At 40.0% G+C, this 12,148-nt stretch carries 9 protein-coding genes; 5 read left to right on the forward strand and 4 right to left on the reverse strand.

Translation table 11 applies throughout. The annotated features are described in order from the left end of the window. Positions 1-35: 35 nt before the first annotated feature. From HCZ11_RS17975 to HCZ11_RS17985, 3 genes are all read right to left on the reverse strand, one after another. Positions 36-632, reverse strand: coding sequence for a 5-formyltetrahydrofolate cyclo-ligase (locus HCZ11_RS17975; RefSeq protein ID WP_167659132.1), 597 nt, complete (start codon positions 630-632; stop codon positions 36-38). Positions 633-645: 13 nt separating this feature from the next. Further along, entirely contained in the window at positions 646-1,212 is a 567-nt protein-coding gene (locus HCZ11_RS17980) for a hypothetical protein (RefSeq protein ID WP_130049530.1), read from the reverse strand. 118 nt (positions 1,213-1,330) lie between these two features. Continuing rightward, the gene (locus HCZ11_RS17985) at positions 1,331-2,848 is read right to left on the reverse strand and encodes a S10 family peptidase (protein ID WP_167659133.1); all 1,518 of its coding nucleotides are present in this window, start codon (positions 2,846-2,848) and stop codon (positions 1,331-1,333) included. Between the two features lie 242 nt (positions 2,849-3,090). On the opposite strand from HCZ11_RS17985, the gene HCZ11_RS17990 reads away from it, so the two are divergent. The 5 genes from HCZ11_RS17990 to mrcB all read left to right on the forward strand — a co-directional run bounded on the left by HCZ11_RS17990 (position 3,091) and on the right by mrcB (position 8,817). Then, positions 3,091-4,320 (forward strand): diguanylate cyclase, encoded by a 1,230-nt coding sequence (locus tag HCZ11_RS17990; RefSeq protein WP_130049528.1) that lies wholly within the window; start codon positions 3,091-3,093, stop codon positions 4,318-4,320. Between the two features lie 181 nt (positions 4,321-4,501). Beyond that, a complete protein-coding gene (locus tag HCZ11_RS17995) occupies positions 4,502-4,840 on the forward strand; it encodes a P-II family nitrogen regulator (RefSeq protein ID WP_054554260.1) in 339 nt (112 codons plus the stop codon). A gap of 9 nt (positions 4,841-4,849) precedes the next feature. Then, positions 4,850-6,079 (forward strand): ammonium transporter, encoded by a 1,230-nt coding sequence (locus HCZ11_RS18000; protein ID WP_130049527.1) that lies wholly within the window; start codon positions 4,850-4,852, stop codon positions 6,077-6,079. 160 nt (positions 6,080-6,239) lie between these two features. Beyond that, positions 6,240-6,401 (forward strand): YqaE/Pmp3 family membrane protein, encoded by a 162-nt coding sequence (locus HCZ11_RS18005; protein WP_082401591.1) that lies wholly within the window; start codon positions 6,240-6,242, stop codon positions 6,399-6,401. 91 nt (positions 6,402-6,492) lie between these two features. Beyond that, on the forward strand, positions 6,493-8,817 hold the full coding sequence (gene mrcB / locus HCZ11_RS18010) for a penicillin-binding protein 1B (protein WP_167659134.1): 2,325 nt from the start codon (positions 6,493-6,495) through the stop codon (positions 8,815-8,817). Between the two features lie 402 nt (positions 8,818-9,219). Here the strand turns inward: mrcB and HCZ11_RS18015 are convergent, their stop codons facing one another. Next, positions 9,220-12,147 carry a TonB-dependent receptor gene (locus HCZ11_RS18015; protein WP_167659135.1) on the reverse strand — a complete coding sequence of 976 codons (2,928 nt, stop codon included), beginning with the start codon at positions 12,145-12,147 and terminating at the stop codon, positions 9,220-9,222. Position 12,148: the final 1 nt, after the last annotated feature.

A 12,148-nucleotide genomic window follows, 5' to 3' on the forward strand; every position in this document is an offset into this window, starting at 1 on the left:
TGTCAGAGAGGGTCTATAGTATACAAACAGTTTGCTTACCATTGGTAGATTTTCTCTGGGGTTATAATGTGTTTTAACGGTACATCCCACGATTCAATAGGCAATGCTGGAACATGCTGACATTGATGGGCAAGGCCGATCAAAATCGGTTTTTGCCAGTTTTCTTGGTAATACCGAGCCAACGTTTTGTCATAAAACCCGCCGCCCATTCCTAAACGGTTACCTTGATCATCAAATGCCACTAATGGCATAAGTAAAATATCAAGCTTGTCTAGAGGACATATTTGACTGCAATTTAACTTGGGTTCCAAGATACCATAGCGGTTTGTAGTCATGGGTGAATTTTCTTCATACCTTTGAAAGTATAAAGTTGTACCGTTGAAGGGGTGGATTATAGGCAGGTATAAATGCTGTCCTTGCACCCATAATTCTTTAATTAACAATGAGGTGTCTAACTCTCCGTCATTACTAAAATAAATGCCGATATGGGCGTTTTTAGGTGTTTTTAACGATTTTAAGTGTTGAGTAAAATTCACTTTTAGCGCAATTGCTGCATTTTTTTGTTGTTCAACAGTCAGTGAATTGCGCTTTTTTCGAATGGATTGTCTGATTTCTGCTCGTGTGTTGCTCATGTCAATATTAGTGTTAACTTTCTAAAAAGGAGAAAAGTTCAGGAAAAAGCTCCACTACACCCAAAATGATTAATAATAAAATGACCATCGCAATAAGCGAATAGAGTAGTGTGTTTGAGCGTTTTTTAACGGGCTCTGTTAATTCGTCTTCAAGCAGCAGAGCATCTTCTTGCCAGCTATCGTCGCTATCAGCAACACTATTATTTTCTGGCTCAGGTAAACGTTGCTCTAGGTCATCTAGCTTTTCTTCTAGGCGAATAAGGCTACTGGTAATGTAATCGAGGGCATCGAAAATACGTTCTTCACGCTCTTTGGCTTGTGCGGCTAAATTTGTTGATTGGCTGCTGGTGGCTGTTTGATTAACGCTTTGGAGTTTAGCTTTAATGCCTACACTGGCAAGCAACTTAGCTTGTTTAAGTGCTTTATCTTGCTCGCTCGGCGCAAATAATGGCTTATGCTCAAACAGGGTCGCTACTTTGTCTGTTGTTGTTTTTAGTTTTGCGGCTAGTTGTTCTGTTGCTTGTGTTTGGTCGACACCGGCTTCAAGGCCTGCAAACATCACACGAAATTTTTCTGCCATTTGCTGATTATCCAAATCCTTAAATCAATGACTTGAGTATATACCCAAATAGATTGGTGGAAAAACAAAAGCCCGCATAAAACGGGCTTTTTCTATTATGGGTTTGCAAATACGCTGTTTAGTATTTTGCTGATTTGCTTTCGGCTGGTAGTGATTTAAGGATAAAATCACGTAAGTCATTATTTGATGACTCTAAATCAGCATGACGTAAATACATCATGTGACCACTACGATAGCCTTTAAAGCTTAAGCGATCTTTCATTTTGCCACTTGGATCTAACTGCCACATTGTGTATTTAGCATCAAAGTAGTTTGTTGCACCGTCATAGTAGCCAGATTGGATCATCACGTTTAAGTATGGGTTTTGTGCCATTGCTAAACGTAAGTTTTCACCTGTGTTGTTGCCTGAGCGGTCCCAAGGGTGAACATTACCAAATAGGTTATATTTGATATCTGTTTTGTAGTTAAGCTCTTCACGAAGATAATAGTTAATTGCAGGCGTGAATGAGTGTAACCAAGAAGTCAGTTCTGCCCAGTAATCAGGAGACTCACCTGCATCACGTTTGTCGATACCTAGGTAACGAGAATCTAAACGACCCACTGTTTGGCCGCGCTCACGTAATAACTCTTTCCAAAAGAAATTAGTTGGAATATCAAGGTTGTTTTGCTCAACAAACTTCTCAGATAAGCCTGCGTATTTTGCTGCTTGCTTAATGATTGCTCGCTTTTCATCTGCAGGTAAAAAACCACCTTTAGCAATTGCTGGTAAAAACTTATTAACGGTGAACTGTTCAACTTCAGGTAGTAACTCGTCTAAGTCTTTTGCTTGTAAGTCTGAGCTGAGGGCTTTGTGGTACCAAGCTGTCGCTGCAAAGTAAGGTAGGCGATTAGCTGCTTCTACCGGGCCTTCTCGTTTAATACCAATTTCAGTTGGTGATACTAAAATAACGCCGTTGATATACATCCATTGGCGATTTTGTAATTCGTGAGCAAGACCAGAAACACGAGTCGTACCATAGCTCTCACCAATTAAGAACTTAGGTGAGCGCCAGCGCTCGTTGCGAGAAACAAAAGTATTTAACCACTCTGCTAAGTATTTGATGTCAGCGTTAACACCAAAGAACATTTTTTGTTGGTCTGATTTACTCGGAAGCTCACCTTTTTCGTTTTCAAGAACACGTGAGTAACCCGTGTTAACTGGGTTGATATAAACAATATCAGCCACGTCTAAAATTGAGTAAGGGTTATCTTTTACGCCATAAGGTTGAACTGGGTAGCCTTCGTCATCAATTTTTAATACACGTGGTCCAGTATAGGCAAGGTGCATCCATACTGATGCAGAGCCTGGGCCACCATTGAAAGAAAAGACCAAAGGACGTTTTGTTCTATCGTCTACTTTATCACGGGTATAATAAGTATATTGCAGCGTTGCTACGGCATCACCTTGTTCATTCCAAACCGGTTGTGTGCCAGTGGTTGCGGTATATGAAAAGCGCTCACCATTAATGCGAGCTTTATGCTCTGTCACTACTTTGCTGTCAACGTCAATACGACGTCCATTATCTGCAAAGCTTGGAGTACTGAAGGTCAGTGTTAGTGCTGTCACTGACAAGCCAATAAAACTAACTAGTTTCATGTTGATTCCTTATTATTCGAATTGCAGCTATTAAAAAGTAAAGCCAACTCGATGACAAACTAATGAGACTAGTGACCAATATTAGCTGTTAAACAGAAAAATAACCGGAAATGCTGAACGATTACAAAAAAGTGCATTTTTTAGCAAAGATATTTTGCTTAATTATTTAGCTAGATTAAAAAATGACGTATATTTAGCGTGTTTATAATCTGTGTACACGTGCTTAGAAAAGAGAAGTTGCAATGCAAAGAGTATTAGTCGTCGAAGACAGTAAAGTAGTACAGCAAGTGTTACGTCATCTCGCTGCTCACTATTTAGATGTAGCTGTTGACTTTGCGTGGTCTTTAAAAGAGGGCGTCTCTTTAATATCAGAGCACGATTACACCTTAGCCTTAGTCGATTTAACGCTACCTGATGCGATGAATGGCGAAGTAGCTAAATACACCTTATCAAAAAATATTCCAACCGTTGTCCTGACATCAAAGATTGATGAATATATTCGCCAGCAAATGTTAGAGCTTGGTGTAGTAGATTACGTGGTTAAAGATAACCGTGATTCATATCATTATGCGATAAAGCTTGTTGCGCAACTACTTAGAAATGATGGGAGTAAAGCGCTAGTAGCCGATGACTCAGTATTGAGCCGCACTTTAATGAAGCAAATGCTCGAAAAGCAATTGTTTGATGTACGCGATGCCCAAGATGGTGAGCAAGCATTGCAAATGTTAAAAGACGACCCTGAGATTAAGTTGTTACTTACAGACTATGCAATGCCAACAATGGATGGTTTTGAGTTAGTGAAAGCGGTGCGTAATTTCCGTGGCCGTGATGACTTAGCAATTATCGGGTTATCCGGTGCGGGTAAGCATGGCTTGTCGGCGCGTTTTATTAAATACGGAGCAAACGACTTTTTAACTAAGCCGTTTATGAATGAAGAGTTTCATTGCCGTGTTATGCAAACCATGGAGCAGCTTGCTTTAATAGCCGATATAAAAGAAAGTGCATACCGCGACCATTTAACTGGTTTGCATAATCGTCGTTATTTTTATCAATACGCAGAAAAACTGCTTAAAAATGTTGAGCAAGAAAACGTACTGGCCTTGCTTGATATCGACTTCTTTAAAAATGTGAATGACCAGTTTGGTCATGAAGCAGGTGATCAGGCTCTAAAGCAAGTGTCTTCATTTTTAAAGACTAAATTTGATGACTTCACTATCGCTAGAATTGGCGGCGAAGAATTTGCAGTGGTTCTGCACAATATGAATTTAGCTAACGCAGAATCTAAACTCAATATTTTCAGAGAGCAGTTAGCGAGTCATGCTTTTTCAATTAACGGTGAGCCTTATTCATTAACGATGAGCATCGGTATGACCCTATTCCAAAAAGTATCACTTACAGCTGCGATGCGCATTGCTGACAAAGCCTTATATCAAGCCAAACAGCAAGATCGGAACTGCTTAGTTCAGTTATAGTTGTGCTTACTGCACCAGCGCTGGCTAATTGTTAAAAAAATGCACCATTAGGGTGCATTTTTTTTGTGCAAAAACTAGTTTTTATTCATAATCAATTGAAATTAAAGAATAAAAAATAATGGCACAAAGGTTGGATTGTATAAACCAACAGGATAACAATAAGCGTCCGAAGGGGGCCACTATGAAAATGATTAGTGCAATAATAAAGCCATTCAAACTTGATGATGTACGTGAAGCATTGGCTGATTTAGGCATTGAGGGGATGACAGTTGTTGATGTAAAAGGCTTTGGTCGTCAACGCGGTCATACTGAACTATATCGTGGAGCTGAATACCAAGTCGATTTTATTCCAAAAATCAAACTTGAAATTGCAACTCGTAGCGAAAATTGTCAACGCGTAGTTGAAACCATCACAAAAATTGCTTCAACAGGCAAAATTGGTGACGGCAAAATTTTTGTTTACGACTTAGACCAAATCGTTCGTATTCGTACGGGCGAACTAGATGAAGAAGCAATTTAAGGGGGAATTATGGAAAACACTATCGTAGAGTTGAAGTTCTCACTCGACACTTTTTACTTTTTAATGTCGGGTGTTTTAGTAATGTGGATGGCGGCTGGTTTCGCTATGCTGGAAGCAGGTTTAGTGCGTGCAAAAAATACAACAGAAATCCTAACTAAAAACGTTGCACTATTTTCTATTGCCTGCACTATGTTTTTATTAGTGGGTTACAACATCATGTATGTTGATAATGCAGAAGGCGGTTTCATTCCTTCATTTGGCGCATTAATTGGCACTCAAGCTGCTGATGCGGACCACTCTTTAGAGTCTGATTTCTTCTTCCAAGTTGTGTTCGTAGCAACGGCTATGTCAATCGTATCTGGCGCGGTGGCTGAGCGTATGAAGTTATGGGCATTCTTAGTTTTTACTGTTGTTTTAACTGGTTTTATCTACCCAATCGAAGGTTACTGGACTTGGGGCGCAGGCTTCTTATCTGAAATGGGCTTTGTTGATTTCGCTGGTTCTGCAATCGTTCATGGTGCAGGTGCTGCGGCAGCGCTAGCTGGTGTACTTTTCCTAGGTGCTCGTAAAGGTAAATACGGTAAAAACGGTGAAATCTATCCAATTCCAGGTTCTAACTTACCGTTAGCAACACTTGGCACATTAATCCTTTGGATGGGGTGGTTTGGTTTTAACGGTGGTTCACAACTACTTGTTTCTGACGCTGAAAATGCAACAGCAGTAGGTAAAATCTTCTTAAACACTAATGCAGCAGCAGCGTGCGGCGCTATTGCAGCACTATTCGTATGTAAAGTGTTATGGGGTAAAGCTGATTTAACTATGGTTCTAAATGGTGCATTAGCAGGTCTTGTAACAATTACTGCAGAGCCAGCATCACCAACTCCATTACTTGCTTGTTTACTTGGTCTATTAGGTGGCTCACTGGTTGTGTTTAGTATTGTTGCGCTTGATAAAGCAAAAATTGATGATCCAGTGGGTGCTATCTCTGTACATGGTGTGTGTGGTTCATTAGGTATCATGCTAGTACCACTTTCAAACTCAGATGCAACCTTTGTTAATCAATTAATTGGCTTAGTATGTATCTTAGGGTTTGTGTTCATCGCATCATCAATCGTGTGGGCAATCCTGAAAAATACCATGGGTATCCGTGTTACCGAAGAAGAAGAGTTGAACGGTATGGATCAACATGACTGTGGTATTGATGCTTACCCTGAGTTTGTATCAGTTCGCAGTAACTAATCTCAGTGCGTGCAGTAGCACGTACCTAACAATATCATTGTGTGTTCAAATCAAAGCTCTACTTAGGTAGGGCTTTTTTGCATTTAAATAACTTTTCTCTAATAAGCGAAATAGTCACTTTTGAACTATACTTTAAATTCCAAACTAATAAGGAAAAACTATGGATAACAAACTCTTACTTATAATCATTTCACTGTTTTTACCGCCTGTGGCAGTATTTTTAAAAGCGGGTGCAGGTAAAGACTTAGTGATTAACATTATTTTATGCTTCATCTTTTTTATACCAGCAGTGATCCACTCGCTATGGCTGTGTACTCGCTAAACGAGTTTAAGTGACTGTTAATTTTACAGGTGTTAACATTGCGCTGTTTAAGGTGTATTCCTGTAAAATTAACTGACCAATAGCGAACTCAATGGCTGATAAAAAAACTCCTGCAAAAAAGTCGTCTAGCAAACCTAAGGCGGCATCAAAGAAAAATACCACTAAGCGCTCACGCGCACCCAAAGGCCCAGCTAAAGCCAGTGTAACAAGAAAACTTTGGTCAATCTTTTGGAAGCTTTCGCTCGCATTGATTATTGCTATGGTGCTGTATCTAATTTATTTAGATGCCAAAATTACCCGTCAGTTTGAAGGCAATAAATGGCAGTTACCAGCACAAGTTTATGCCCGTGCAATGAGCTTTTATCCTGGGCAATACTTGTCTCAGCAAGAGGTTATTTGGGAATTGAACCGCTTAAATTACTCATCTGTAAATAAGCTAAGCCGTACCGGTCAGTATGTTAAATCAGCCAATAGTATTAAAGTGTATCGCCGTGAGTTTGAGTTTTATGATGGCCTAGAAGATTCACAAGTAATTGAGCTGCGCTTTTCGGGGCAAAAGTTAGCAACAATCAAAGATAAGTTTGGTCGTCGTTTAAACAGCGCGCGATTAGAGCCGGTACAAATTGCCCGAATTGGTAATGACTCAAAACAAGATCGTGAGTTTGTACCGCTTGATAAATTTCCACCAATGCTAAAAGACACCTTGCTGGTGGTTGAGGACCGTAATTTTTATCAACACCACGGCGTATCTGTGTGGTCAATTATGCGCGCTCTATACAGTAATATTAAAGCTGGTAGAACAGTGCAAGGCGGTAGTACCTTAACTCAGCAATTAGCAAAGAATATTTATTTAACCCGTGAGCGATCGCTGGTGCGTAAGTTTAATGAAGCTCTTATCGCATTAATATTAGATTATCGCTACAGCAAAGATGAAATATTAGAAGCCTACCTCAATGAAGTGTATTTGGGTCAGTCTTACAATCAAGGTGTTCACGGTATGGGTCTTGCCGCTGAGTTTTATTTCTCAAAACCTGTGGATGAACTTGAATACGATCAAATTGCACTGCTTGTGGCTATGGTCAAAGGTCCCTCGTATTACAACCCGCGTCGTTATAGCGAACGTGCAATGGAGCGCCGTGATCTCGTACTTCGTTTAATGGTTGAAAATAAGCTTATTGATACTCGAGAATACCGCGCGGCGTTAAAGCGTCCTATTGATATTGCACCGATGAAAGACAGCCTGCAAAAGTCATATCCGGGTTACTTAGAGTTGGTTAATCGCGAATTAAAACGTTTGTTACCAGATCAGCAGGTGTTAGATGCTGGGGTACGTGTCTTCACCTATTTTGACTTACAAAAGCAAACAGCAATGGAAGAGTCTATTGAAGCAAGTTTACCTTACCTAGAAAGGCGCCCAAAAACAGAAGAGCTTGAGGCGGCGATGATCTCTGTTAATGTTGAAAAGGGTGGGGTCTCAGCATTAGTTGCAGGTCGTGACGTACGTTATTTTGGTTTTAACCGAGTGCTAGATACTAAGCGTAACATTGGCTCATTAGTTAAGCCCGCAGTTTATTTAACTGCATTTGAAAGTGGCAAATTTAATGTTGCCACTTTAGTGGATGACTCGCCGCTACAAGTGACTAATGAGCAAGGTAAAGTATGGCAACCTGAGAACTTCGACAAGCAGTTCCGCGGATATATGCCATTATATAAAGCATTTAGTAATAGTATTAATATTCCTGCAGTTAATACTGGTCTTGATGTTGGTGTAGATAAAGTGGCCGATACCTTGAAGCGTTTAGGTGTAGAAGGGCGTATTGATCAATACCCATCATTGCTTTTAGGTGCACTTGAGCTTTCTAGTTTTGAAGTGGCACAGCTTTATACTACCCTTGCCGCAGATGGCCAGTACCGCGAATTAACGTCTATTTCAGCACTGACTGACTCAGTAGGTAAAGTACTTTATAAACATGAAGTGGCTTCGCAAAAACGCTTCGACGATGCATCAATTTACATGACCAAGTACGCAATGAAACGCGTGACAAAAGACGGTACCGCTAAACGTTTAAACGCCCACTTCCCATCAATCCAACTTGCAGGTAAAACAGGCACTAGTAATGATTTACGCGATAGCTGGTTTGCCGGTTTTGACCAAAACACAGTTACTGTTGCATGGATTGGTCGCGACGATAACAAGAGCACAGGTTTAACAGGCAGTGTTGGTGCACTAGAAGCCTATATTCGCTACCTTAAACCACTCAACCCTGAAGCCATAGCGGATACTCGTCCTGCTTCTATTCGTTGGGCATTCATTAATGAAGAAACCGGTTTACAAGCACCTCCTGGGTGCGGCAAAGTGGTGCAGCTTCCAATTCGAGCCAGCGAGTTTGAGCCGAGACCTAGTTGTCAGCGTTAAACTTGGTCCTTCAAGTATTTAGCTCAATGTATAATTGAGCTAAATTTGTATGTTGTAGATTGCAATGAATGTACTTTTTTCAGTGCTTCTGGCAAGCAAAATGACGTTTATAGAGCTTGAATTGCAGTACTTTATTGAATGATTTGTACAATAATTTGTTATTCTTGTATGCCTAAATCAGACATTAATACCGCGAAAACTATTAACCTACCATTAGTATGGTTTTATTTTGAAGCCTTGTTCCTTCCTCATGCTTTCACTTGTATTTTATAAGGTTGCTTGATTCACTTTAAATAAATATCGACTAATTATTGCAGCACTATTTAGTTGTAAATATTAAAAAATAAAAGCCTCATAATGAGGCTTTTAGAATCGTTGCTTATCTTACTAATTTAATCGAAATTAAAAGTCGTAAGAAGCAGATAGTTGGACTCTACGAGGAGATTGATAACTTTCAGCTAAACCAAATGTTGCACTGTCATCACCAGCCGCTATTTCAGCAACTTCGTCATAACGAGTTGCTGTAGCTGCATCAAATATATTGAAAATATCTAATGCGAAGCGTACTTTTTGATCATTAAAGTGCAAGTTGTACGTAAAGTTAAGATCTAATCGCGCTGTCCAGGGAGTTGTTCCCATACTGCCGCGAGGATAGCGTTTATCACCTACATAATAAGTATCGCCATAATCATATAAGTCTGGGTTTGGTGTATAGCCCGCACCTAGTGCTGTCCAAGGACGACCAGAAGCAATATTTAGATTTGCGCCTACTAAGAAGTTTTCAGTAACTGCGTATGCACCGTAAACTTTAATATTGTGACGACGGTCTGCTGGTAAGTTACCGTTAGCACCATCCATAAGATAAGGGTAATCCCAGTCTTGTGTTAAACCAGCATCATCTTGACCATTATCAGATTTAACAAAACCTTCTGTGTTACCGTAGTTATGTGACCAAGTGTATAGTGCTTTTAAAGACCACACCTCATCCCAACTTTTCTCAATTGAAAGGTCAACTGCAGCGTAACGACGTTTAGCTTCAGGATAACCTAGCTCTTCAGCTGTGAAGCTATACTCTTCAGTTACACCGTCCCCATCTAAGTCAAAATTAAATGTTGCGCCATTACCTGGGTTAAATAGGAACCAGTTTTCACCAATTTTTTCACCATTTTCATCAGTAAAGATGTATGAGCCATCATCAATTTGATTACCAAGTGTGCGGTATGTACCTTTGATGCTCCAAGACCAGTCATCATTAATCGCTGCTTGATAACCTACAATGATTTCATCATTGTACATAGGCTCAAGATCTTTATCTGCTAGGGTGTTTGAAGGTTTTGCTGTGCCATCACCACCATTTGAAATAGCGATATCACCTAATTGATTGCTCAAACCAACAGGAGTACCATCAGCATTAAGGCCTTCATACTCGTACCAAGTGTGAATATAAGTTTCGGCACCTGCAAGGCGAATGTTCGTATTTGCAGCAACAGGTAAGTAATATCGACCTGCTGTAATAAATAATTTACTGTCACCGTCACCATTGATATCCCAAGATGCACCTAATCTTGGCGCAATTTGGTTATCAATAGATACAAATTCATCGCCATCAGCATTGTAGTTTGTGAAACTGTCATTACGTAGACCTAAAGTTAACGTTAAGTTATCTGTAACAGCCCATTGATCTTCGATATAAATCGCCCAGTTTTCAACTTCGAATGCACCACCATTCTTATAGTTACGTACACGAGTTGTTTTCATTTCTTCTGGAAGAATATAACCGTTTGGAAGGCGAGCACCTTCTTCGTATGTTCTGTAGTAGTAGTAAATACCACCAGAGTTAATCGTAGTTGCATCTGATGTATTGGTTTCTGAGTCATAACCAAATCTTAATGTATGCTCATCATTTAAGTACCAATCAAAGTCAACGCGCAATTGCTCGCGCTTATCTTCATTGGCGCCTACAGTGAAGTTTACATAACAGGTAGTATCAACACCTAAGTCTGCGTCATAGCCAGTAGGGCAGTCATCAAAGTCAGAATAATCAGTTTCTGAGAATTTAACTTCACCATACATAGCAGACATGCTTAAGTCATCAGTCAGGTTACCTGTATAACGTACTGCAAAACTTTCACCACCGCGTTTGTGATAAGCTGTACCGCCATCTACTGTGTAGTTGCCAACGCCATTAGGATCTTCGATTGTGCTTTCTGAGTATGTGCGTTCATCGCTAAAACCCCAAAGCATTAATTGATGATCATCATTGATGTTCCAGTCAATACGCGCTAGATAGTAAGGGTCATCATCTTTTTCTTTTGTTAGAGAGGTTTGAGAAGCATTACCGTACTCTTGTTCGATATCACGGAATGTATAAATTCCGTAGAAGAAAAGCGTATCTTCAATTAGTGCACCTGAAGCATAAATATTTGTTTCAAATGAGTTTACATAGTCATCTTGGTTGTTAACAAATAAATCACCAATACAGTGACCATCAGCAGCCTCACAACGATCATTTTGTAAGTAAACTGAATTTGGTGCTTGTTCTCTTAATGAATCAGGAGAGTAAATTGACTCAACACCAAAGTGAAAGTCATTTGTACCTGATTTTGTTACTGCAGAGATTAGGCCACCAGTTGTTCGACCAAACTCAGACGAATAACCACCAGTCTTAATTTGGAAGCTATCATATGCTGAGAATGGGATGGTTGCGCCACCTAAACCGTTACGGAAGTTAGTCATATTAAGACCATTTACGTAATATGCGTTTTCTGCGACAGATGAGCCACCGAATGATGCTTGATCACCAAAGCGACTATCACCTTCAGTTGCACCAGGAGCTAGTAAAGCAACTGATGTTAATGAACGAGCAACCGGTAATAATTCAAGTTCTTCTGAACTAATGTTCAATGATGATTCCGTAACCGAAACGTCAACAGCACGAACTGCGCCACCAACAACTGCAATACGTTCTATATTACCTTCAACCAATGGAATCTCGAGTAGTGCAGTTTTACCAACACCGATAATTACATCGTTGATCTGTGCTTTTTCAAAACCAGCCTGTGACACTGTTACATTATATTTACCAACAGGTACTTGGTTAAGATTAAACTGGCCATTTGCATCTGCAATGAGAGTTTTTTCATAACCTTTTGACTTATCGGTAATGGTGATTGTTGCACCAGCTAAAGAAACGCCAGACTGAGTAACGATGTTACCTTTGATTGCACCATTAACATTGTCAGCCATAGCAGGCATTGCTGCACTTAAGGTCATAGCAACAGCTGCAGCTGTGAATGAACGCTTAAATGTTTTTGAAAAGTTGTTTTTCATT

This window comes from Pseudoalteromonas sp. HF66 (assembly GCF_011806445.1).
Classification (GTDB): domain Bacteria; phylum Pseudomonadota; class Gammaproteobacteria; order Enterobacterales; family Alteromonadaceae; genus Pseudoalteromonas; species Pseudoalteromonas apostichopi.

Bases quoted from the DNA above. Each gene is read 5' to 3' on its own strand.
- HCZ11_RS17975 (WP_167659132.1), bottom strand. From the start codon at position 632: ATGAGCAACACACGAGCAGAAATCAGACAATCCATTCGAAAAAAGCGC.
- HCZ11_RS17980 (WP_130049530.1), bottom strand. From the start codon at position 1,212: ATGGCAGAAAAATTTCGTGTGATGTTTGCAGGCCTTGAAGCCGGTGTC.
- HCZ11_RS17985 (WP_167659133.1), bottom strand. From the start codon at position 2,848: ATGAAACTAGTTAGTTTTATTGGCTTGTCAGTGACAGCACTAACACTG.
- HCZ11_RS17990 (WP_130049528.1), top strand. From the start codon at position 3,091: ATGCAAAGAGTATTAGTCGTCGAAGACAGTAAAGTAGTACAGCAAGTG.
- HCZ11_RS17995 (WP_054554260.1), top strand. From the start codon at position 4,502: ATGAAAATGATTAGTGCAATAATAAAGCCATTCAAACTTGATGATGTA.
- HCZ11_RS18000 (WP_130049527.1), top strand. From the start codon at position 4,850: ATGGAAAACACTATCGTAGAGTTGAAGTTCTCACTCGACACTTTTTAC.
- HCZ11_RS18005 (WP_082401591.1), top strand. From the start codon at position 6,240: ATGGATAACAAACTCTTACTTATAATCATTTCACTGTTTTTACCGCCT.
- mrcB (WP_167659134.1), top strand. From the start codon at position 6,493: ATGGCTGATAAAAAAACTCCTGCAAAAAAGTCGTCTAGCAAACCTAAG.
- HCZ11_RS18015 (WP_167659135.1), bottom strand. From the start codon at position 12,147: ATGAAAAACAACTTTTCAAAAACATTTAAGCGTTCATTCACAGCTGCA.